Origin of the sequence: Blautia sp. HCN-1074 (genome assembly GCF_037890165.1) — a bacterium.
In the GTDB taxonomy this organism is placed as follows: Bacteria; Bacillota; Clostridia; order Lachnospirales; family Lachnospiraceae; genus Blautia_A.
Genome location: NZ_JBBKBP010000004.1, coordinates 36689 through 60981 on the forward strand (window position 1 = coordinate 36689; position 24293 = coordinate 60981).

The 24293-nt window shown below is 42.6% G+C and carries 20 protein-coding genes; 2 read left to right on the forward strand and 18 right to left on the reverse strand.

The window, feature by feature from the left end; genetic code table 11:
• Positions 1-2: 2 nt before the first annotated feature.
• The 3 genes from aroE to WKT11_RS05150 all read right to left on the reverse strand — a co-directional run bounded on the left by aroE (position 3) and on the right by WKT11_RS05150 (position 3796).
• Positions 3-884 carry a shikimate dehydrogenase gene (aroE, locus tag WKT11_RS05140; RefSeq protein ID WP_117674797.1) on the reverse strand — a complete coding sequence of 294 codons (882 nt, stop codon included), beginning with the start codon at positions 882-884 and terminating at the stop codon, positions 3-5.
• 84 nt (positions 885-968) lie between these two features.
• Positions 969-2894, reverse strand: coding sequence for an oxidoreductase (locus WKT11_RS05145; protein WP_117674796.1), 1926 nt, complete (start codon positions 2892-2894; stop codon positions 969-971).
• Between the two features lie 59 nt (positions 2895-2953).
• A complete protein-coding gene (locus WKT11_RS05150) occupies positions 2954-3796 on the reverse strand; it encodes a sugar phosphate isomerase/epimerase family protein (RefSeq protein WP_117674795.1) in 843 nt (280 codons plus the stop codon).
• A gap of 359 nt (positions 3797-4155) precedes the next feature.
• On the opposite strand from WKT11_RS05150, the gene WKT11_RS05155 reads away from it, so the two are divergent.
• Entirely contained in the window at positions 4156-5064 is a 909-nt protein-coding gene (locus WKT11_RS05155; RefSeq protein ID WP_340283036.1) for a LysR family transcriptional regulator, read from the forward strand.
• A 225-nt stretch (positions 5065-5289) separates the two neighbouring features.
• Here WKT11_RS05155 and WKT11_RS05160 read toward each other — a convergent pair whose 3' ends face one another.
• From WKT11_RS05160 to WKT11_RS05230, 15 genes are all read right to left on the reverse strand, one after another.
• On the reverse strand, positions 5290-6075 hold the full coding sequence (locus WKT11_RS05160) for a shikimate kinase (RefSeq protein ID WP_117674793.1): 786 nt from the start codon (positions 6073-6075) through the stop codon (positions 5290-5292).
• A gap of 224 nt (positions 6076-6299) precedes the next feature.
• Positions 6300-6548, reverse strand: coding sequence for a hypothetical protein (locus tag WKT11_RS05165; RefSeq protein ID WP_147348955.1), 249 nt, complete (start codon positions 6546-6548; stop codon positions 6300-6302).
• Positions 6549-6556: 8 nt separating this feature from the next.
• Positions 6557-7789, reverse strand: coding sequence for a D-alanyl-D-alanine carboxypeptidase family protein (locus WKT11_RS05170; protein ID WP_117674791.1), 1233 nt, complete (start codon positions 7787-7789; stop codon positions 6557-6559).
• Between the two features lie 127 nt (positions 7790-7916).
• A complete protein-coding gene (locus WKT11_RS05175) occupies positions 7917-8711 on the reverse strand; it encodes a zinc dependent phospholipase C family protein (RefSeq protein ID WP_178413998.1) in 795 nt (264 codons plus the stop codon).
• A gap of 103 nt (positions 8712-8814) precedes the next feature.
• A complete protein-coding gene (gene scpB, locus WKT11_RS05180; protein WP_117674789.1) occupies positions 8815-9384 on the reverse strand; it encodes an SMC-Scp complex subunit ScpB in 570 nt (189 codons plus the stop codon).
• Between the two features lie 107 nt (positions 9385-9491).
• Positions 9492-10280, reverse strand: a complete 789-nt coding sequence (locus WKT11_RS05185; RefSeq protein ID WP_117674788.1) for a segregation and condensation protein A — start codon at positions 10278-10280, stop codon at positions 9492-9494.
• A 13-nt stretch (positions 10281-10293) separates the two neighbouring features.
• Positions 10294-11106, reverse strand: coding sequence for a metallophosphoesterase (locus WKT11_RS05190; RefSeq protein ID WP_117674787.1), 813 nt, complete (start codon positions 11104-11106; stop codon positions 10294-10296).
• A gap of 21 nt (positions 11107-11127) precedes the next feature.
• Positions 11128-12162, reverse strand: coding sequence for a molybdopterin-binding protein (locus WKT11_RS05195; protein ID WP_117674786.1), 1035 nt, complete (start codon positions 12160-12162; stop codon positions 11128-11130).
• 187 nt (positions 12163-12349) lie between these two features.
• Positions 12350-14227, reverse strand: coding sequence for an outer membrane protein assembly factor BamB family protein (locus tag WKT11_RS05200; RefSeq protein WP_117674785.1), 1878 nt, complete (start codon positions 14225-14227; stop codon positions 12350-12352).
• A gap of 161 nt (positions 14228-14388) precedes the next feature.
• On the reverse strand, positions 14389-15603 hold the full coding sequence (locus WKT11_RS05205) for a D-alanyl-D-alanine carboxypeptidase family protein (RefSeq protein ID WP_117674784.1): 1215 nt from the start codon (positions 15601-15603) through the stop codon (positions 14389-14391).
• 115 nt (positions 15604-15718) lie between these two features.
• Positions 15719-17206, reverse strand: coding sequence for a cardiolipin synthase (cls, locus tag WKT11_RS05210; RefSeq protein ID WP_178414003.1), 1488 nt, complete (start codon positions 17204-17206; stop codon positions 15719-15721).
• Positions 17207-17460: 254 nt separating this feature from the next.
• A complete protein-coding gene (gene rpsU, locus WKT11_RS05215; protein WP_004222305.1) occupies positions 17461-17637 on the reverse strand; it encodes a 30S ribosomal protein S21 in 177 nt (58 codons plus the stop codon).
• 149 nt (positions 17638-17786) lie between these two features.
• Positions 17787-20426 (reverse strand): alanine--tRNA ligase, encoded by a 2640-nt coding sequence (gene alaS, locus WKT11_RS05220; protein ID WP_117674783.1) that lies wholly within the window; start codon positions 20424-20426, stop codon positions 17787-17789.
• A gap of 144 nt (positions 20427-20570) precedes the next feature.
• Positions 20571-21800: a tyrosine--tRNA ligase gene (tyrS, locus tag WKT11_RS05225; protein WP_117674782.1), complete on the reverse strand. Its 1230-nt coding sequence runs from the start codon at positions 21798-21800 to the stop codon at positions 20571-20573.
• Positions 21801-22404: 604 nt separating this feature from the next.
• A complete protein-coding gene (locus WKT11_RS05230) occupies positions 22405-23778 on the reverse strand; it encodes a cell wall hydrolase (RefSeq protein WP_242986719.1) in 1374 nt (457 codons plus the stop codon).
• Between the two features lie 224 nt (positions 23779-24002).
• Between WKT11_RS05230 and WKT11_RS05235 the strand changes: the two genes are divergently transcribed.
• Entirely contained in the window at positions 24003-24284 is a 282-nt protein-coding gene (locus WKT11_RS05235) for a hypothetical protein (protein ID WP_117674781.1), read from the forward strand.
• Positions 24285-24293: the final 9 nt, after the last annotated feature.

Sequence of the window (24293 nt, forward strand, 5' to 3'; positions counted from 1 at the left end):
AATTATTTCCCTTCGTTTTCCTTCTGAAACTTCTGGTATTCATCTGTAGGCATCTCAAGACCTGTGTAAAGTTTGTAAGCTGCAGCGCCCTGCCACAGAAGCATTCCTTTACCACCTACAGCAAGTTTTACGCCTGCTTCTTTTGCTTCTTTAACCATCTTTGTTTCTTCCGGATTGTATACACAATCAGCCACAACAAGGTTTGGATGGAACATAGACTTGTCAACCAGAGAAAGGTCATCGTGTGGTTTCATACCAGCCAGAGTACCGTTTGCAAGAATATCAGCGTTTGCGATCTCTTCTTTTAATTTATCCTGATCATCCAGACAATATACACTTACTTTGCAGTCCGGAACTTCTTTTGCAAGTTTTTCTGCTGTTCCTTTGGCTCTGTCAAGGAATGGATCATTCGGGTTGAAGATCGCGATGGATGCTGCTCCGTCAAGTGCGCACTGTACAGTAAGAGCTGTAGCAGCTCCGCCTGCTCCAAGAACTACCATCTTTTTACCTTTGATATCAACACCATTCTCTTTTAAGTTACGTACAAATCCGATACCGTCTGTGATATGTCCGATGAGTTTTCCGTCTTCGTTTACGATTGTGTTTACAGCGCCAACGATTCTTGCTGCCGGTGAAAGTTCATCCACACACTGAGCTACCTTATTCTTGCAAGGCATTGTTACATTTGCGCCTCTCATTTTGAACAGACGAATAGCATCTAATGCTGCCGGAACCTGATCTTCTTTGATGTCAAATGCCATGTAAGCATAGTCAAGGTTGTGATAACGGAAGCTGAAGTTGTACATTGCCGGTGATCCTGAATGTCCTACCGGGCTTCCGATGAGTGCCATTAATCCTGTTGTTCCTTTGATTCTCTGTTCCATTTCCTCTTGTTCCTCCTGAAATTTTCTTCTTGTTATCCAGATATACAAAAAGTATACCTGGATGTTTTTTCATTTGTTATCTGATTATAATGTAGAAGCTACTTCGTATGCTTCTTTTGTCGCATCGAGTGCTCTTCTTGCACGGATCGCATCACCGATCACATAAGTATCCGGTACAATTGTTTTGATTTCTTCGCCGAATGGATTGTAGTTTCTGAATCCCATGGAAAGGATAACAGAATCATATCCTCTGGACTCATGTCTCTGACCGTCGGCTGTCTCGTACTCTACGCCATCTTCATAGAATTTGCATACTTTTGCACCTGTGATTTCTTTGATTCCGTAATCTTCGAAGTCTTTCATCAGGTAAACTCTATGCTCGTGGATCACGTCTGCACCTACAGTATCTCTGAACTCGATAACTGTTACGTCATGGTTCTGCTCACCTAAGAATGCAGCTGTCTCACATCCAACCATTCCGCCGCCTACGACAAGAACTTTCTTACCTGCTGCTCTCTTACCATCAAGGAGATCAGATCCATGAATGATTGCAGGATTGTCGATTCCTTCAATCGGAAGGATCAGTGTTCTGGAACCGGAAGCAACAATTACGCTGTCTGGTTTTTCTTCCTTGATAAGATCCAGAGTTACTTCCTGATTCATTTTGATCGTTACGCCAGCTTTCTGACAGCGAACGATGTAGCTGCGGATCATGTTTGTGATGTCGCCTTTTCCCGGAGGATAAGCAGCCAGGCGCATATTTCCGCCAAGTTTATCACTTGCTTCATAAAGTGTTACCTGATGACCTTTTTCCTGTGCGATAAATGCAGCGCAAAGACCTGCAACACCGCCACCGATTACCATAACTTTCTTAGCTTTTTCTGCCGGAGCGATTCCCTCAGCTTCATGTCCAAGGAATGGGTTTACCAGACAGCAGATTGGATTTCCTGCATACATATTTGCAACACAGCCCTGAAGACATGCGATACATGGGATCATATCTTCCAGTCTTTCTTCCTGTGCTTTTAATGGCATATGTGGATCTGCAAGGCTCTGACGGCCGAAAGCAACCAGGTCGCAACGTCCTTCTTTTACCATTAATTCTGCAAACTGCGGTTCTGTATAACGTCCAACTGTGATTACCGGGATAGATACGGCACGTTTAATCTCTTCTACCTGAGAAGCGGAGAATCCACCATGTGTTACTGTCGGTGCCCACATAAATTCATCGCGGATATGAACGGCGCGAGATACATGGATCGCATCAAGTCCACATCCTTCCAGATATGCAGCGATTGCAGCGCTGTCATGCACATCAAGGCCACCCGGCACTTCATCACAGCTGTTGATTCTGGCAAGAACAGCGATCTTTCCTTCTGTCATCTTCTTAACTTCTTCAATGATCAGACGGGAGAAACGCATTCTGTTCTCAAAAGAACCGCCAAATTCATCCAGTCTTTTATTTGTTCTTGGGGAAAGGAAGGTACTTACCAGATATCCATGTGCCATATGGATTTCAACTGCGTCCACACCGGCTTCAATTGCTCTCTTTGCTGCAAGACCGTAGCCTTTTACCAGTTCATAAACTTCTTCTGTTGTAACTTCCTTCGGTGTGTCTCTGCCGCAGTCAGACGGAATGCTGGTTGCTGCCTCGATCGGTGCTCCTGCGTTCTTTGCGTTTCCTTCCGGGCCTGCATTCTGAAGCTGTACGGAAACCTTTGCCCCCTCTGCATGACAGGCATCTACTACCTTGCGGAAGCTTTCGATTGTGGAGTCATCATAAAGGCAAGGTTTACGCGGGCCGCCTTTTGCACCCTGATGTACAACTGTTGCTTCAATCGTGATCAGACCGAAACCACCTTTTGCTCTTTCGCGGTAATAAGCAACGGACTGGTCGCTCATGCTTCCGTCTGTGTTTGCGAAGTTGTTTCCCATTGGCGGAACTACGAAGCGGTTCTTTACTGTCATTGGACCGATGTTGATCGGCTGAAACATTGCGTTAAATTTCATGTAACCTTCTCCTTTTTCACTGGATTTTTTTATATTTTCGGTATTTTTATGTCAGATACTTACTGAAGTACTTCCGGCCATGCCTCTTCGAGTACTTTCTTTGTGTTTTCATAAGTATGATTTGCTGCGTATTCAAGTCCTTTTGCAAGGATTGCATCGCTGATAACCTCTACACCAATAGCGTTTGGTTTGATTCCTTTTGCTTTTACCATCTTAACAAAGTCTGCAGTGCATCCGATTCCTGTTCCAGGTGCCAGACGGTCATGCATGGATTCGTCTCTTAAGATTGTTGTTGCATATGGTCTTTCCCATACATCGTTGATCTGGATGGATACGATCTTGTCTGCCGGGATCTCTTCGATTACGGAAAGGTCGATCGGCTGATTTGCTCTTACCCAGTGCCATGTGTCCATGATCAGTTTTGCGTTTTCGCAGTCAGCTGCTTTTACAACTGCCCATCCTTTTTTCATATCCGGGATTCCACTATATGGCATTGGCTCTACACCAATGATATATTTTCCTGCTCTCTGGCATAATTCTCTTAATTTCTGAGCAGTATATTCTACAGAGTAGTTTTCCATCAGACCACAGTTAATCTGTTTTACGTCAAATAATTCACAGATATGGAAGCAAAGCTGTTCTTTGTATTTCTGCTCGTAAGAACGATGTTCTTCTGCCCACTGTACGATGTACTCAACCTCTGTTACTTTCATACCATGTTTGTCTAAGACAGCCAGAATGTCTTTGTCAAAAAGTCCTTCATTCAGCGCATCTACATAGGTTTCTGCACGAAGACCGATTCCTTCGTATCCGGCATTCTTTGCAGCGATGACCCTATCTTCAAATTTGCACTGATCTCCCAGTGTCCAGGAACTGATTGTAATTGGAAATTCTTTTGACATTTTTCGTCCTCCTCATAAAAATCGCATAATTTTATTACATATTTTGGAAATATTTTGTACCTTTTTGATATAAGCATTATATATCTTTGTTAAATATAAAACAAATTAGTTCTACCCTGTCAATCCATAGATTTTTTCAATACATCATGGTATAATATGCCAATATGACAAATACAGCGCGGACTATTTGTGCAAAAATAACTATATTTTCGGAGATTTTCATATGATCTAAAAAATATTAACCCGAAAATTTTTTTAATTATTTGCAGGTTACCGGGCACAATGTGAACAGTAGCCTTTACAGCAGCAGCGAATTACTGCTGTCAAAAAATTACATATGAAGAAAGGAGCATCTTTTTATGAATCTGTATCATCTGCGGTATTTTTCCACATTAGCTCATATCGAGCATTACACAAAAGCCGCTGATATTCTTGCGATCACCCAGCCTTCTTTGAGCTACGCGATCTCTACTCTGGAAGAGGAACTGGGCGTAAAACTATTTGAAAAAAATGGCAGAAATGTCACTCTTACCAAATACGGTAAGGTTTTCCTGAAAGATGTAGAAGAGATATTAAATCGTCTGGATTCTTCTGTAAACAATCTGAAGCTGGCAGGCAAAGGGGAAGGCTGTATCGATGTTGCATTCCTGCGTACACTGGGAATTGACTTTGTTCCGAAAATTATGCGGGGATTTCTTGAGACAAATCCGACGAAAAAGATCGATTTCAACCTATACTGTGACAAAGTTTTAACAGCTGATATTTTAAATGGGTTAAAAGAAAAGAAGTACGATCTTGGTTTCTGTTCCAAGATTGATAACGAGCCTCTGATCGAGTTTACACCTGTGGCCAGACAGGAGCTGGTCGTGATCGTGCCGCCGGATCATCCGCTGGCTGCGCAGGATGAGGTACGTCTGGAGGAAACGATTCCTTATAAGCAGATTATTTTTAAGAAACGAAGCGGACTGAGGCAGATTGTTGACGGACTGTTTAAATGTATCGGTCAGAGCCCTGATGTGTCGTATGAGATTGACGAGGATCAGGTTGCGGCCGGATTTGTGTCAAATGGATTCGGAATCTGTGTTGCACCGGATATTCCTATCCTGCAGTCTCTGAATGTAAAGATTCTTCCTCTTGTCTCTCCGAGCTGGCAGAGAAACTTCTATATGGCAATGCTGAAGGATGTTTATCATCCACCGGTTGTGGAAGCATTTAAGAAATATGTCATAGAACAGGCACAAGAGGAATGGGATTATAAGACAAGTTAGAATCAGATCAGGATTCCTGTTTATGGAATCCTGCATATCTATAAAAGATATAACTCTATAAAGTCAGAAATGGCATTTACAGGAAAGTTAATTAATTCCTGTAAATGCCATTTCTATTGTCTGTAGCTATTTCATATCTTTACAATATATCTGTTCATTTGTTATCGTGAGCTGCCCCTATTAACCGGATATGTCAAAATAACAGATTATTTTGAATAGCTATATTTATTTCTCATCCATAGCGCGAAGTCTGTGAACCAGTTCTTCACAGATTTCAAGCTCGCTCTTGCCATCTGTTTCGATGATAATGTCTGCTGCTGCCTCGTATTTTGCGCGACGTTTCTCCATCAGATCTGTGATGAACGGAACAGTCTTGTTGTTCTCGATCAGCGGACGGTCGTGGTTATCTTTGACACGGTCAAGGATTGTCTCTGGTTTCGCAGTAAGTAATACCACGCGGCCATTCTTCTTCATCTCAACTACGTTGCACTCTCTCATCGGAGTACCACCACCACAGGAGATTACTACATTGCTGCGAGACTGCATTTCGATAAGCAGGTTTGTTTCAAGGTCGCGGAAATACTGCTCGCCATATGTCTCAAAAATATCAGAAATACTCATTCCCTGTCTCTCGGCAATAATCTGATCCATCTCTACTATATCCATGGCAAATACTGTTTTAAGGAAATCGGAGATTGTAGACTTGCCTGCGCCCATAAATCCGATAAGTACGATGTTGTAGTTGAAAAGTTTTCTTGCCTGGATTCTCTTACTGTTGGTACGGATGCTGTCGAATACGTCTGCGACTTCATCCTTATGGCGTCTGCCTTCCATTCTCTTCTCCAGCCACTCTTTCTGCTTTGCTTCCTGCTCTGGCTGTAAGATCTGGAGTCCATTAGCCTCTTTGTATGCCATAATGTCCTCTACGATTCTGTTTCTCATAATAAGGGCATCCAGAATGATCTCATCACACTGTCCCAGGCTCTCTCTGAGTACTTCTAACTGATTCATATCTCTTTCCTCTGTCTTTCCTATGACAATTTACTTATTCTGCAAAATTGCCATAAACTTTTTCACGAACGGCTGATGTGTCACCAAACTATCAACTGGTTGATACATGAAATGCCGACTGTTAAGTTTTATTATATCAATGTTGCTTTTTCATAGCAACCCTTTAAATCATTAAATTGTTTCATTGATTCTATAGTTTTTTTCTATGAATTCAATAAATGATTCTATGGCAAGGCTCTGACCAGCTTTGGGATAAAATTGCGGCCCTGTGTGTGAATATATCCGATAATGTTTCCATCAAAAACTTTTGCTGCCTGTTTTGTACGTTTTATGCCTGTATTCAGGATATGAAGAGATTCCCTTACATACTTTAAGAAAATCTCTCCGTATTTATTATAGACATCCTTCTTCCTGAAATCAACCTGTTTTCGTTGTCTTTTTATCTCTTTTCCCTGCCTTTTCAGCTCTTTCATTAAGTTTTTTAATGGAAAAAATCGTGAAATACCTTTTCTGTATACCATTTAAAGCTGATCTTCTCTACAGATCTTTCCGCATAAACAGGATAGGAAGCGATCAGTTTTCCATCCAGATAATAAGCGATACGTCCCAGTTTCTCTCCTTTCAGAACCGGGGCGCTTACCTTCTGTGGAATTTCCGTCTTGCAGGTTACTGCCTCCCCTTTTTTGAGAAGTATTTCTTTTTCACGGTCCTCGGATGTTACGCTGCATTTACCCCTCAGATAGACTTTCTCACCTATATTCTGCATATTTTCCACCCCGTCTGTTACCAGAATCTTACTCGTATGTGGCTCCTGCCAGTAGGTTTCATAGTCATAATTATAGGCCCCGTAGCTTAGCAGTTTTTTTGTATCGCTCCATTTGTATGTTTTATGATTGGGCCATCCGCAGCCAAGAAGACTGACTACAAAAGTTTTCCCTTCCTCTTCCCAGGCGCACACATAGCAGTACCCTGCCTGAGAAGTATAGCCTGTTTTTCCTGCGAGAACACCGTCCATCATATCAAGCAGTGCATTGGCATTATGTACGGAGAAAGTCCGTTTTCCTGTGATTTCTGAAAAAGTGTAATCTCTGGTCTGGGAAATGTGCAGGAAAGTTTTATTTTTGATGGCATACCGCATGATCAGTGCCAGATCCTCTGCTGTCGTATGATGTTTGCCATTTTCGTCCTGCGCATCCAGACCGTTTGGCGTAATAAAGTACGTATCCTTACATCCAATCTGTTTTGCTTTTCGGTTCAGCATTCTGGCAAAGCCTTCCACTGTTCCTCCACAGTGTTCTGCGATGGCGACTGCTGTATCGTTGTGACTTTTCAGCATCAGAGAATATAAAAGATCCTCCAGATAGTACTGTTCTCCTTTCTGAAGTCCCAGCCTGACTTCCGGCTGGGAAGCTGCATTCTGGGAAACCTGTACATAATCGTCTCCCGGCGAACTCTCCAATGCCACAATACAGGTAAGTACTTTTGTTGTGCTGGCATTTGCAAGAGGTGTCTTTCCATCCTTTTCATAAAGCACTCTGCCGGAATCTCCATCCATCAAGACTGCCGATAATGCGTGTAGTTCTGACGGTTCCTCGATAGCCGGTGTCATATCTACCATCTGAGGTATCTTATTTTCTCCTCCTTGTACGGAAGCAGAAGTCTGTGTAAACAACAATACCGCCGTCACGATCGTGACAGCGGCAATATGTCTCATCCTCATATTCCACCTCACCTGCCTGGCATTTATTTATTAAATAACTTATGCCAACATGTCCGGAATATGACTAACCGATATGATATTTCATAAACGCCCGAATTATTTCGATATAATTGCCAATGTCTCAGCCATTATAGGTGCGATTCCATCGTGCGCTCAGATGATATGCACCTTCTCTTAAGGTATAAAGTTCCTTCAGATATTCTGCTGTTTCGGGGATTGCCTCCTGATACAGCCTCTTTAATTCAGGGATTGGCGCCTTTGCCTGTTCTACCGCCTCGGCGGTCATAAAGTGTTCGATTACGGAGCCGATGGATTTTCCTCCAAAGCTCAGGATTTTTCCAATGATTCTGCGTTTTCTTCCTTGGTCATCGCATACCATAAAGTTTGTAAGAATTTTCATCATTTTGACAGAAAGATAAATGTTTATGGTTTTTACAAGCGGAATAGCTCTGTGAATAACTTTTGCATATTCCATTTTCGGGACAATACCGCAAGCCGGGTAATAGTGGTCCGGATCTTTGCCGGTTTCTTCCATAAGCACACGATCAAATTCTTTCTCAAGAACGATATGAGGGACGACTCCTTCTGCGGCCATCTGGTTCACATATGGGTGGCATGCTGAGTCAAACATATAATGGCAGCCAAATCCCAGAAGATACGCAAGGAGCGCTTCATCATTGTTTCTGCGTACCTGGCGCATTCCTTCTTCGAAAAAGGCTCTTGCCTTCTCATGATGCATATCGATTCCAAACTGAGTAACCGGATTCTTTGAAACCATATAGTAGAACAGAATGTCCGGTCCATGCAGACCGATTCTGTAAAGATCTCCATGTCTGCGAATCAGCGCCTTCATATCTGACGGCAGTTTTTTGTATACTTCTTTTCCAAATAAATCGTGTGCATATGTGGTTGGCATAACCATCTTCTCCTTCCCGTATTTTCCTGAAATGCTATAATCTTAAATGTCCTTTGATACAGATAACCATGCCAGAGCGTATTCCCAAAATCATTCCTGTCGGTTAAACATCCAGTTTCAACTGGATTTCTTCTTCCGCCTCAGCCTTAAAGTCCTCAATCTGTACCGGATCGGGTACAGGCAGTGATTCCAGATCCTGAACGCCGAAACACCGCAGAAATTCTTCGGTAGTTCCAAATAATATCGGGCGCCCGGGGGCATCCAGTCTTCCAAGCTCTCTGACCAGACTGTATTCTACCAGCTTATTGATCGCGTGGTCACATTTTACCCCGCGGATCTTCTCGATCTCTACTTTTGTCACCGGCTGCTTGTATGCGATAATGGACAAGGTTTCCAGCATAACATCTGAGAGTGCCGGCTTCTGAGGATGCAGCGCAATATTGATCAGATATTCATAATATTCTTTTTTGGTACACATCTGAAAGGAATTTTCCAGTTCTATGATCTGGATTCCTCTGTTTTCTTCCTGATAGCGGTCCATCATATTGCGGATGATCCTTCCGGTTGTCTTCTCATCCACCCCGATGGCTTTGGCTATCCGGGGAAGTTCCACGGAACCGCCCATGGCAAAAAGTATCGCTTCGATAGCTGCTTCTGTCTCCTTAATCTTCACTCAGTCTTCCTCATTCCTTATCCTTTTGTTACGCATTTATCTTTTGCATACTGCGTATCCGTGCAGACACTGCCTGTATTTCTATTCCATTTTCTTACCCTTTCCTGTTACTCTTCTTCTGCAAATTCGGTAAGATTCTTCCAGGTATCCGGATCCGTCTGTACTTCTACAGAGATATCATCAAACAGTCCATCCTGCTCGACATGAATATGTCCCATTTTCATCAGCTCCAGTATCGACAGAAAAGTAACTATCACCTGTACTTTAGAACTCTGGCTTTCCAGAAGATTACGGAAACTGAACTTCCTGTGGGTACGCGCAAATTCTTTGATCTCGATCATCTTATCTGACAGGCTGACTTCTTCTTTTTCGATAGTTCCAAACTTGCTTCGAATCGGGTCAACCTTGTCCTCCTGTCTGCGGATGATCGATTTGTAGATAGCATTTAATTTCTCCAGTGTCAGTCCTGCCAGCAATTCTTTTGGATCTACCGGTTCTTTGTACTGCATGACCTCATCCGGCAGAGTTGGCTCTTTAAAAAATACATTGGCTGCATCATCCATTTTGTCTTTCAATTCATAAGACATGAATTTATACATCTTATATTCCAGAAGTTTCTCAACCAGTTCTGCACGTGGATCTTCCTCTTCGCCCTCTTCATTTACCTCTTTCGGGAGAAGCATTTTACACTTGATATCCAGAAGTGTAGCGGCCATGACCATGAACTCACTCATAACTCCTAAGTCTTCGCGTTCCATTGCATGGATATATTCCATATATTGGTCTGTGATCTCCACAATAGGAATATCATAAATATCTATTTTATTCTTTTCAATCAGATGTAACAGCAGGTCGAGCGGACCCTCAAAAACTTCCAGTTTTACCGGAATTCCCATACGAAAACACCTCTCATCTCAAATACGGTTTCAAATCTACAATCAGAACTTCTCTGGGATTATGAATTCTTACAGGAATCGTGTGTTCCCCGGCTCCGGCACTTACCAGCATGTGCTGACTGCCTCTGTGAAAATCCCCGCAGCAAAATGCAGGAAATGGCTGAAGCTGTGGAGAAAGCAGTCCTTTGTGTCTGTTCAGCCTCACAATTCCTCCATGATAATGTCCACTTAAAATAAGATCTGCTCCCCAGTCAAAATAAGTATCGCCGTATTTTGGACTATGCGCAAGCAGAATATTCAGTGAATCTTCAGAGGGTTCTCCAATCAGTTCTCTGACTTCCTCTGTGTGAAGTCTGGGAGAGAATGGTTTCTTGTAATAGATCAGCGGAATCTCCAGGCCATAAACGGTAATGCCGGTTTTTCCAACCTTTAATTTGCTGAAATCATTATGCAGAATTTCAACACCAGCTTCTCTCAGCTCATTTTCATACTCCTGATATTCCCCTGCAAACTCATTTTCTTCCGGGTTGCTCCGATACAGTTTATACTCGTGGTTTCCCAGTGCATAATAAACCGGATACTGCGCCGAAAATCTCTTCAAAAGTGATTCTGCCTTTTTCATAGACTCCGAATCATTTCTTACGATCATGTCCCCTGCGATAAGAATTCCATCCGGTCTGTATTTGTTGATTGTTTCGAGAAGCCGCTGATTATCAGGACCGAATTCCATACCGTGGAGATCTGCAATAACTGCGAATCGGACTCCTCTGGCATCTTTGATTTTCTCTGAATGAATCGTATAGTGTACGGTTCTGAATCTTTTCATCTGGTCTTTCCTTATTTCTCCTTATTTTCCAAATCCACAATTCGGGAAGGTACAGACATCACAATTCAGGCAGAGTCCGCCCTCTCCCAGCTGATTGATCTCTGATGCGGTGATTTCATCATCTGCCATCAGTCTTGGCAGTAACAGATCAAAAATCGTATTCTTCGCATACATCACGCATCCCGGAAGTCCCAGGATCGGAATCTGTTTTCCATCTTTCTCATAATAGGAAACTAGCATCATTGCCCCCGGAAGTACCGGTGCACCATAAGATACGATACGGGTTCCTGTCGCTTTGATCGCGCCAGGTGTTCTGTCATCCGGGTCAACACTCATGCCGCCGCTGCAGACTACAATATCTGCTCCATCCTCAATAAATTTCAGGATATCAGCTGTAATCTGTTCCATATCATCCCCTGGCGTTGTCTGTCCGAGAATCTCTGACGGAAATCTGGCAAATTTATCTTTCAGAACAGGGGTAAAGGTATCTGTGATCAGACCTTTCTGTACTTCGCTTCCTGTTGTCACGATTCCCACTTTTTTCTTCTTATATGGGAGAATAGAGAAAATCGGCTGGTCGCCTGCCACTTCTTTCGCGCGGTCCATTTTCTCTTTCTCGATTACTAACGGAATAATTCTGGTTCCTGCAAGCTTATCGCCTTTTTTTACCGAAAAATCTCCATGGCGGGACGCGATCATCATCTCTCCAAGTGAATTAACCGCAACCAATGCATCTCTGCGGATTTTAAGTACACCGTCAATGTCTGCGATCAGCTCAATCTTTCCTTCTTTGATATCAGATCCATGCATGGTATCTGAATCTCCGGCACAGATCTGATAAAGAATCTCTGCACCTTCGTTCTCGTGAAGGATTCCTTCCTTCTTCTCCCAGACATATAAGTGTTCTTTTCCCACAGAAAGTAAAAGAGGAATATCCTCTTCCCTGACAATGTGTCCTTTCTTAAAAAGCACCCCTTTTTTTACATCTTTGATAATCTGTGTGATGTCGTGGCACAAAATATGCCCCACTGCATCTTCTGTACGGATTTCTTTCATTGTATATACCTTCCTTTTTGTTTTTTGCCACCCGCAATACCCATTTGGATTTTATTATACATCCTGTCTATGTCTTTTGTCAAAGTTTTAAAAGCACTGTGTTACTGTTCACTCCGTTCCCAGTAACAACGCTTTTAAGAGCAGTACCGCGTAATGCAATACTGCTCTTAAATTACTCACTGCTATTTTACTGTAACTGGATTCCCCAGATCTTGCAGTCTCTGGTTCCAACGACCATATAATTATCATACACAGCCGGCGAAGCCTCGATGACGCCATCACTGATCGACACGGTATCCTCCAGTTTACCGGTCTTGCCATCCAGGAGACGGACATCACCGCTACTGTTACAATAAAGGACTTTTCCGCTCCCATCCTCGTTATAGACGCAGACCGGAGAGGACCATGCATAGGAAGAGGAATCCTCCCATACTTTGGAACCATCGGATTTTTTCAGGCAGGCAAGGACTCCGGATGCATTGTCAGAAGTCTTGGATACTGTCACATATATGTAATCGGAAAGTTCGTTCTTTCCACAGGCAATCGTGGACTGAACGCCACCGGATACGCCATCATCTGTATAGCATTGATAGTCTGTATGCCATACGATTTCTCCTGTCTCTGCATCGATCTTCCAGATTGGAATCGTCGCTGAATCATAGCTTCTCCAGCCAAGCCGGAAAGATGTGCTCACATACAGATACAGATGTCCATTTTCAATTTCCAGAACCGGTGTCGAGTTTGAATCATCAAGTGTATCCTGTCCCCATACAAGCTGCAGGGTATTTAAGTTCAGGCACATCAGATTTCCCCCGTTATCTGCCATAAATGCATAACCTTTATAAATCGCAGCACTATCTTCCATTCCGATCCAGAATGATTCTGTGCTGCTTCTGGTACCATAATAGCGCCATTTTACAGTCTTACCAGGGTTAATAGATAATGTGCCATTGTTCTGATCATAATTAGTATTCAGTTTGATCAGATATACGATTCCGTTTTCTCCAGGATAAATCAGGGTATCTGTCTCGGCATCTACAAGCGCCGATCCGTCAAAGAAACTCAGACTGCCGCGGAGCGAGAATTCATCATTATCTCCAAATGTATACATAACACTGCAATCCAGCAGGTTTACAACAAATACTCTTGCAGTTCCTTCGTTACTGTTGTATCCGGCACCGACATACATAATCGGATAGCCTCTCGGGTCCAGGGCACCTGCGCCTTTGAAAGTATATCCAAGATATAATGGATCGCGGGTTTTCTCTCCTGTTCTCAGATCCAGGAAATATACATATCCATCCATGCATGCATAGATCACCTCGACCAGATCATCGTCTGCCTTGGCTTTTTCTGTCATGTTCATATGAGCTTTCACTTCTTTTGGCCATTTTGCCATAAGCGGCTGTCCGGTCCATCCGCTTCCGGTCCAGACTGCACTGCCGGAAGAAAGAGAACCGGTATCTGCTGACCACAGTTTGTTTAATTTATAATTCGTCATATTTGCATATCCATATGTCGGATTATCACGGAAACTGTTTCCTCGGAATGTAACAATTCCATCTACATTTGTGTATTCCTGTCCTACATTAAATGTAATATCTTCATCCGGCTTATAGTCTGCAACATTTTCAAACAGGTTTCCATCCACTTCAATGTTTGTATAGCTGATGAGATTTTCCGGCTTCGTTGAATCTACGCAGTGCGGCTCAAAGAAGATTTCCTTACTCTCTTCCATTTCAACAAGGTCTTTTTCCTTCTTCGAACCTTTTGTTTTTTTAGTTCCTTTTGCTTTTTTTGCATTTGAGGACGATACTGCCTGTGCTTTGTCGCTGCCTGCTTTTGTACCAGATAAAAAGAGTCTGCTCCCTGCAAGCACAATCAATAATACAAGAATTATAATTCCACCGATTGTAATCTGTGGTTTCAGACGGAAACGCTTTCTTCTGCGTCTTTGTTTTCTTTTCTGTGTTTCTCGCTGCACTGTTGACTGAAGATATTCAGGTCTTGCAGATTTTTTCTTGTATCTGCTTTTCCTCAACTGTGATTTTCTTTTTTGATTCATACTTTTCCCTCAAAATTCATGTATATTCATATTCCAGAGTGTATTTAAAAAAGACTTTCTACAGGAATGATTTTTTCAAATGCTCTCTAAGACAGTTTATCATATATTGGCAGATAAAGTAAGGTGTCAATGTAAAAAAGCAGTTTATTGCCCATAAAAAATCACAATTTCTTCAGAAGTTCTTTCACGCAATCCAAATAGGTTGCCTGCCCTATTGTCCTGGCATAAAGAATCCGTACCCGGCCCAGCTCTTTTCCATCAGCAGAATAGATCATCTCTCCTGCCTGGCTTCCTTTCTTTAACGGTGCCTTTACCTCTCTGTGAATTCTCAGTTTCTTTTCTACTTTTCCAATAGTTTCCCCGTCTGTGTTCAGATATTGAAACTGCTTTTCATAAACTAACGGAACACTCTTCTCTTTTCCTTTTTTCACCGGAACTTCCGGTAAAGGCTGCATTTTTTCATCTATGTAAAGACTACATCTGGAGAAGCCATAATTCAGCATGGATGCCGCGTCCTTAAAACGCACCTTATAATCCGGTGCTGCCATCACCACCGCGATCAGAATAATCTTATTTCTTTTTGCCACTGCGCTGAGACAATATTTCGCCAGACTGGTGCTTCCTGTCTTTAAGCCCACACACCCGTCATAACTGCGAAGCAGCTTATTCGTATTTGTCAGTCCAAATTCTTTTGTTCCCTGTTTCGTCACATGTGTGATATTCTCCATCCATATGGAAGAATACTCCAGAATCTTTGGATACTTCGTAATCAGCTCTCTGCTCATAATCGCAATATCTCTGGCTGTTGTATAATGATTTGAAGAATCCGTCAGACCACAGCAATCTTCAAAATGTGTATTTTTCATTCCAAGTTCTGTTGCTCTTTCATTCATGTGGCGGACAAATTCCTGCTCACTCCCGCAGATATGTTCTGCCATCGCTACACTGGCATCATTTCCGGAAGCGATTACGATACATTTAATCAGCGTTTCTACTGTCTGGGTTTCGCCTTCTTCAAGAAATACCTGAGAACCACCCATGGATTTCGCATAGGCACTGGTAGTGACAATATCATCCAATTTCAGATTTCCCTTTTCCAGCGCATCAAAGATCAGAATCAGTGTCATGATCTTTGTAATACTGGCAGGGCTTCTCCTTGTATCCAAATCCTTCTGATAAATAACAGTTCCGGTCTGTGCCTCCATCAATACTCCGGATGGCGCCTGGATCAAATCGGCCGATTCCGTCTGCTGTCCGCTGTTCTCCTGTGTGGATTCATTTGCCGATTCATTCTGCCCTCTGGCAGTCAATGGCGTCAGAAGTATCGTAAAAGAAATAATCCATACACATATCACAGAAATCCACTTTTTTGCCATAATTTCTCTCCGGCATATTTATTCTATTTTATTATAAAGACCGTTTTATAAAAATATGCCAAAAGAGCTGTTGCCTTGCAAATTTTATTCGCCAAAGCAACAGCTCTTAAACTTTTTACAACATTGGTGCAAACGCGCGGAAAATATTCTGCATCATGCGCACCCCGATATTTCTGTTCAGACAAAATTCCAGTTCTACAGGATTGCAGTACTCCATTGTCTGCGTAAAGTCATCTTTAATGTCCTGCACAACTTTATTCTTATAAATCCATACGCCATCTTCAAAATGAAGATACAGACTTCGATAATCCAGATTGATCGTTCCCACCACGCCAATCTCATCATCACATACAAACGATTTCGCGTGGAGAAATCCCGGCTGATATTCATAGATTTTTACTCCTGCATCCAACAACTGTCTGTAATAAGACTGTGTCAGAAGAAATACCAGCTTCTTATCCGGAATTCCCGGTGTCATAATCCGCACATCAACTCCGCTCTTTGCTGCCAGGCAAAGTGCCGTCATCATTTCATTATCGATGATCAGATATGGGGTACAGATATATACGTATCGTTTGGCTTTGTTTATGATATTCAGATATACGTTTTCACCAACGATTTCTTCATCAAGAGGTGTATCACAGAATGGCTGGACAAATCCGTCACTTTCAAATTCTTCTTCGTGATATTTATGCGGAAAATATGCTTCGTAGTCGATACTCTCATCTGATCGTCCGACTACTGCCCACATATGAAGAAACATGGCGGTCATATTCCAGACTGCTTCACCTTTTAGCATAACTGCCGTATCTTTCCAGTGTCCGAAGCGTTCTTTCTGGTTGATATATTCATCTGCCAGATTGATTCCGCCGGTAAAACCTACCCAGCCGTCTATAATACAAAGCTTTCTGTGATCGCGGTTGTTCTGAATAATGTTCAATAATGGCCGGAACGGATTAAATACCTGACACTTAATTCCCTTTGCACGAAGTTCTTCATAGTATTTATGCGGCAATGTCGTAAGACAGCCAAATCCATCGTAAATCAGGCGCACATCCACACCCTCTGCTGCCTTTTCCTCAAGGATATGACGGATCGTTCGCCACATTACACCATCATTGATGATAAAATATTCAATAAAAATATATTTCTTTGCCTGTTTCAGTTCCTGTACAAGCACAGGAAACATATCATCTCCTACCTGGAAATATTCCGCGGTCGTATTCTCATGAACCGGAAATCTGGAAACATCCGAAATATATCGGGACTGGATCGCTGCTGACGGATCCAGCTCTTCCAGCTTCTGCCTTGTCTCCGGCCGGTCCCGCAGATATTCTCTGCTCTCTTCAATCCGCTGTTCAAAATGCTGCTGCATGATCGTCGCAATTCTGGAACGTCCAAACACAAAATACAGTACCACTCCAAGAATCGGCAGGATGAGGATGAGCATCGTCCACGCCAGCTTATATGACGGATTAATTTCTTTATTTAAAATCCAAAGTACAAGCACGACACCGACCAGTTTAATTACGATGTCCACATATCTGGAAAAAGCTGCCAGCCGCAATACCATCAAAAAGATCCAGCCAAGCTGTACAAGCATTGCCACTGCCACATAAAAAATTCTGTTAAAGAGAATCTTTGCCAGTTTCTTTAACAGTAACAGGATCCAGTTTTTCTTTTCTTTCAGTTTTTTGTTGTTCTCTGCCTTCAAGATTACTTCCTTCCCCTGATATCGTTAATAATTTCCTTTTTTTACACTTTCTAGAATAAATAGAAATTATTTTATCTTTCCCTATTATTTTTCTTTATTATGATAAAAATCCCTGACAAACTGCCAGGGATTTTTGCGCACAATTAATTATATTTACGTTTTCTTGCGGCTTCAGATTTCTTTTTACGACGAACGCTTGGTTTCTCGTAATGCTCTCTTTTGCGGATTTCCTGCTGAATTCCTGCTTTTGCGCAGCTTCTTTTGAATCTGCGAAGAGCGCTATCTAAAGTCTCGTTCTCTTTTACGATTACGTTTGACATAGACTCACACCTAACCTCCCTCCAGTTGTAGATTGTGCTAAAATACAACTGTCTGGGTATTTTTCTTGCACAAGTGATATTATATATCATTGTCAGTGGGTTCGTCAACATCTTTTTGGTTAATTTTTGCAGAAATTTTTGCAGAAATTTTATTTCAGCTGTCCTTCCAGGATTCCTGCTGCTGCATCTACAGCTTCCTGTGCCTTGGCCGGGTTCTTTCCGCCGGCCTGTGCCATGTTTGGACGACCGCCGCCGCCGCCACCTACGATAGCAGCTACCGCTTTGATCAGGTTACCTGCGTGAGCGCCTGCTTTCTGTGCAGCGTCTGTTGCCATAGCAAGAAGGTTTACTTTCTCTCCGTTTACTGCTGCCAGAAGGACAACACCTTCACCGAGTTTGTCTTTCAGCTGGTCTCCGAGGTCACGAAGTCCATTCATGTCAACTCCGTCTACTTTTGCAGCCAGAAGTTTTACGCCTTTGACTTCTACTACTTTATCCATAACATCTCCCAGAGCACCCTGAGCCAGTTTGCTCTTTAAGGATTCGTTTTCACTGGAAAGTGCTTTTACTTCTCCCTGAAGATGTCCAATCTTCTCTACGATCTCAGAAGGATTTGCTTTCAGAGCTTTTGCAGCTGCATAAAGCAGTTCTTCCTGTTTCTTATAATATTCCAGAACTCCGTTTCCTGTAAGAGCTTCGATACGGCGAACGCCTGCTGCGATACCGGATTCAGAAACGATCTTGAAGAGCATGATGGAGCTTGTGTTTGCTACGTGAGTACCACCGCAGAGTTCTTTGGAGAAATCGCCCATGGATACGACACGTACTTTCTGGTCGTATTTCTCACCAAACAGAGCCATTGCTCCGGATTTCTTTGCTTCTTCGATATCCATGACATCTGTATGAACTGCAAGACCAGCCTGGATTTCTTTGTTTACCAGCGCCTCAGTCTGTGCGATTTCTTCTGCTGTCATAGCCTGGAAGTGAGCAAAGTCGAAACGGAGTCTGTCTGGTGTTACCAGAGAACCTTTCTGTTCTACATGGCTTCCAAGTACAGTCTTTAATGCTTTCTGAAGAAGATGTGTTGCACTGTGGTTCTTCTCAGTGTCTCTTCTTGCAGCTTCGTTTACTTTCAGAGAAACAGTTTCTCCTGTGGAGATCATACCAGATTCCATATGTCCTACATGACCGAATTTGCCGCCACGGAGTTTGATGGTATCCTCTACTACGAATTTACCGTTTGCAGTCTCGATCACACCGGTATCTCCGACCTGACCACCCATTGTTGCATAGAATGGAGTCTGCTCTACGAAGATTGTTCCCTTCTGGCCTTCCATCAGAGAGTTTACGATCTCAGTCTCTGTTGTAAGAACAGTTACTTTGGAATCAAATGTAAGATAGTCATATCCTACAAATTCTGTTGTAACGTTAACATCGATATCATCATATACAGTTGCGTCAGCACCCATATAGTTAGTTACTTCTCGTGCGGAACGAGCTTTGTTTCTCTGCTCTTCCATGCATTTCTGGAAGCCATCTTCGTCAATGTCATATCCTTTTTCCTCGAGGATCTCTTTTGTAAGGTCCATCGGGAATCCGTAAGTATCATATAATTTGAATGCATTTTCGCCGGAAAGAGTTTTCTCTCCTGCTGTTGTCATTGCATCTTCCATCTCGCCAAGGATACGAAGACCCTGGTCGATGGTCTTATTGAACTGGTTCTCTTCGTTTGTAAGAACTTTGAAGATAAATTCTTTCTTCTCTTCCAGTTCCGGATATCCTGCCTTTGAACCGTTGATTACTTCTTCACTTAATTTGGCAAGGAATGGTCCTTCGATACCAAGAAGACGTCCATGACGTGCTGCACGACGGATCAGACGGCGAAGTACATATCCGCGGCCTTCGTTTGTAGGCATGATACCATCGGATATCATAAATGTTGCGGAACGGATATGGTCTGTGATCAGACGGATGGATACGTCATCATTGTAGTTCTTTTCATATTCTTTGCCGGAAATCTTGCATACAAGATTACGCAGGGAGCAGATGGTATCTACATCAAAGATAGAATCTACATCCTGAACAACAACTGCCAGACGTTCCAGTCCCATACCTGTATCGATATTCTTCTGTTTCAGGGTTGTATAGTTTCCGTTACCATCGTTCTCAAACTGGGTAAATACATTGTTCCATACTTCCATATAACGGTCGCAGTCGCAGCCTACTGTACAGCCTGGTTTACCGCAGCCATATTTTTCTCCACGATCATAGTAGATTTCAGAACATGGACCGCATGGACCTGCGCCGTGCTCCCAGAAGTTGTCTTCTTTTCCGAAACGGAAGATTCTGTCAGCCGGGATTCCGATTTCTTTGTTCCAGATATCGAATGCTTCATCATCCTCCTGATAAACAGACGGATAAAGACGGTTTGCGTCCAGTCCAACTACTTCTGTCAGGAATTCCCATGACCAGTGAATTGCTTCTGTTTTGAAATAATCACCAAAAGAGAAGTTACCAAGCATTTCGAAAAATGTACCGTGACGTGCAGTTTTACCTACGTTCTCGATATCACCTGTACGGATACATTTCTGGCAGGTACTTACTCTTGTTCTCGGCGGAATCTCTGCACCTGTAAAATATGGTTTCAGCGGAGCCATACCTGCATTGATCAGCAGAAGACTCTTATCTCCCTGTGGTACCAGGGAAAAGCTTTTCATTACCAGATGTCCTTTACTCTCCATAAAGTCGAGGAACATCTGACGAAGTTCGTTTACTCCGTATTTCTTCATAACCTTTTCCTCCTGAAATCGGATATGCAGACATTCTGCATATCCTGAGATTTATATATCATAATACTTTATGCATATCCCGCCCGGCGTTCATTCTTATCTATATAACGCTGCCAGATCATTCTATGCATTTTATTAACTGTATTATTTTGCAACAATCTTATTGAATTTCTTTTTGCCTTTCTTAAGCACTATACCATCTCCGGCAAGTGCATCTTTGGCAACTACATATTTCACATCTGTAATCTTCTCACCGTCGATGGAAACACCACCCTGCTCGATCGCGCGACGTCCTTCGGAACGTGTCGGAACCAGTCCTGTTTTTACAAGCATGGAGATCAGATCGATCGTTTCTTCTTCTGAGAAGTCCTCATCTGTAAGCTCTGTAGTCGGCATATGAGCAGTGTCAGCGCCGCCCGCGAAAAGTGCTCTTGCACCTTCCTGTGCTTTCTTTGCTTCTTCTTCGCCATGAACCAGATTTGTCAGTTCATATGCAAGGATTTCTTTTGCTTTGTTTAACTGGCTTCCTTCCCATTTTGCCATCTCATCGATCTGCTCTAATGGAAGGAATGTGAGGAGACGCATACATTTGATAACGTCTGCATCATCCACGTTTCTCCAGTACTGGTAGAAATCGAACGGAGAAGTTTTGTTCGGATCAAGCCATACAGCACCTGACTGAGTTTTACCCATCTTCTTACCTTCAGAGTTCAGAAGAAGTGTGATTGTCATTGCGTATGCATCTTTGCCAAGTTTACGACGAATCAGCTCTGTACCGCCAAGCATATTTGCCCACTGGTCATCTCCACCAAACTGCATGGTACAGCCATATTTCTGGTACAGCATGTAGAAATCGTAGCTCTGCATGATCATGTAGTTAAACTCAAGGAATGTCAGTCCACGTTCCATACGCTGTTTGTAGCATTCATGAGAAAGCATACGGTTTACAGAGAAATGTGGTCCAACATCACGAAGTACCTCTACGTAGTTTAAATTCATCAGCCAGTCAGCGTTGTTTACCATTAATGCTTTACCATCTGAGAAATCGATGAAACGCTCCATCTGTTTCTTAAAGCAGTCAATATTGTGCTGGATAGTTTCTACTGTCATCATTTTACGCATATCAGATCTTCCGGATGGGTCTCCGATCATACCTGTGCCACCGCCTAATAATGCGATTGGTCTGTTTCCAGCCATCTGCAGACGTTTCATCAGACAGAGTGCCATGAAATGTCCGACATGAAGGCTGTCTGCGGTCGGGTCAAAGCCAATGTAAAATGTAGCTTTTCCGTTATTTACCATTTCTTTGATTTCTTCTTCGTCTGTTACCTGGGCAATCAGACCACGGGCTTTCAGCTCGTCCCAAACTGTCATTGTTTGTTTCCTCCTCGTAATTACAATAATAAAACCCGGTCCTGTCCGTTTAGGACGAGAACCGGGTCCCGCGTTACCACCTAAATTCGCAGAAAACTCGCATTCTCTGCCTCTATAAGTAACCAATTGCAGCTTCTGTTATTTAACATAATCAGCAGTGCCCTGTTACTTAAGCATGTTAACGGATGCCACTCCGCTACAGCCTACTTACCTTCCAGTATATTGTTTCGCAAACAGGTTAATGTTATGAATCCAGGAACATTAACATTTCTTATCTGCGTAGTGTCGGTGTTCAGTGCAGAGCTCCGGGAGGTATTCACATAAGTTCCCCATGCGCCTCTCACCTGCCGGCTGCTCTCTGTATGCTTCCCTTACGTTACTCTTTCCCATCTGTGCTTTTTCATATCATATGGATTTCCAAAAGAACTATTATGAGTTATTATAAATTCTCTTTCAAATCCTTATATAATTGATGTCAGAGCCAAAAGGTCTTTTGCCTCTGACTTGATACTTGAAAGTATACAAACACAGATTTTATTTGTCAAGGAATTTCCTGTATATTCCGCCGTTATTTTATCAACTTAAAGCGTTAATTCGCCAGATATCAGCCGGAAATCCAGTCTACAAAGAACACATGTCCTTTATACTGCTCATACTCCAGTTTGCTGAAATTGAGGTTCTGTGCCTTAAATGCTGCCGGAGTCATAAAGAATTTGTAATTGAAATCCTTTGTTGTAAATCCTGGGAGTGATCTCTTCGTGCCACGATTTACGTAATCGTTAAACATTTCCATTGCTGCTTTTGCGGCTGCATAAGCATTTGTTCTGTCCTCAAACTGACCGTTCAGTCTCTTAAGCAGTGCACCGTCTGTAACGACCGCATACTGAGTTGGTTTTCCCTGATATACTACGTAACGAATCTGTGAAGGGAATTCCTTATACTCGTCAATCGTACAGTTTAATACGCAAAGGGCAACTGCTTCCATTCCAATCACACCCTGATCACCTGCCTCGGCGTCGCATACCGCTGCCAGCAGGTCAAGATCTGATACTGTTCCATCTGCAATTCCCGGATGCTGTATGAACTGCTTTTCCATATAATAGTATTTGCCATTCTTGGCGTCGTATACTTTAACGTAATTGCCGTCTATCGTATAGTTATCGGACGATGTCTTTGTCGCCACACCATTTGAATCAAACCGGTATGTAGTTCCATCAATAGCAGCAATCGTATCTGCCAGCATAACACCAGCGTCGTTAAAATAGTATTTCTTTCCATCCAGTGTCAGCCAGCCAGTCTTCGCTTTACCGTCTGATGGATCAAAATAATATTTCTTACTTCCAACCGTTCCGAAACCTTTCTGGTAGCGAACACCTGTTGACTTGGAAAAATAATAATAATCGTCATCTACTTTCTCCAGGCCCACATACATGATTCCATTGGAAGGTTTAAAATATCTGTAATTTCCGGCTGTGCTCTTTATCCATCCGGTGCACATACGCCCATTTGACTGGCTGAAATAACGTTTTTGCTCCTGTTTATTCTCTACCCAGCCCTTGGCCATGACACCGGAACCACTGTAAAAATAATACTTATAATTTTGAGAATCTGTCAGCCAGCCTCTTGTCATAAGTCCTGTTTTCTCATCAAAGTGGCGGGTGTTTCCTTTGGCATCTGTGATAAATCCTGTTACCATATATCCCGCACCACTGGTGAAGTATCTGACTATTTTCCCACTGGAATCTTTTGCCCAGCCTTTAAGCTGAACGCCGGTCGTCTTATTAAAGTAATATTTCTTGCCATTCAGTTCCAGCCATCCTTTTTGTTTGGAACCGTCTTTGTTTATGTAATAAGTCTTACCATTCTGAGTCACAAATCCTGTCTTTGTTGCCGCGGATACACTAAAACAGCCCAGTACAAGAACGGTTATTACCAAAAGGAGCAGATACTTTAACAATAGTTTCCCTTGTTTCTTCATTCTTATTCCCCGTTTCCTCTTTCTTTTTTACGTATTGTTTTACGTTTTAATTGGGTTATTGTTGCATTTCTTTCTCAATCATTACAGATTTGTTACGTGATATATTATATATGATTCTCATATTATTGTCAACTTGTGAAACTTTACCAAATATTTACTTCCCAGTAACACATTTCCACTCCTCACATATGATAAGAGTGTAAAGAAAATCTGGAGGATTTAACATGAGTGATTTAGCTGCTACAAATTGCGGTTGCGGAGAAGACAGAGGCGGATGTGGCTGTAACAATAACAATGGCTGCGGATGTGACAATGGATGTAATAACGGCTGGGGACTTTCCTGCGGAAATAATTCCTGCTGCAATATTCTTTGGATCATCATTCTTTTATGCCTGTGCGGAAATAATGGCTGGGGCTGCAACAATGGATGTGGTAACGGAGACAGCTGCTGGATCATTATCGTATTGCTTCTGCTGTGTGGCAATGGATGTGGCTGCGGCTGCTGATAATCATTA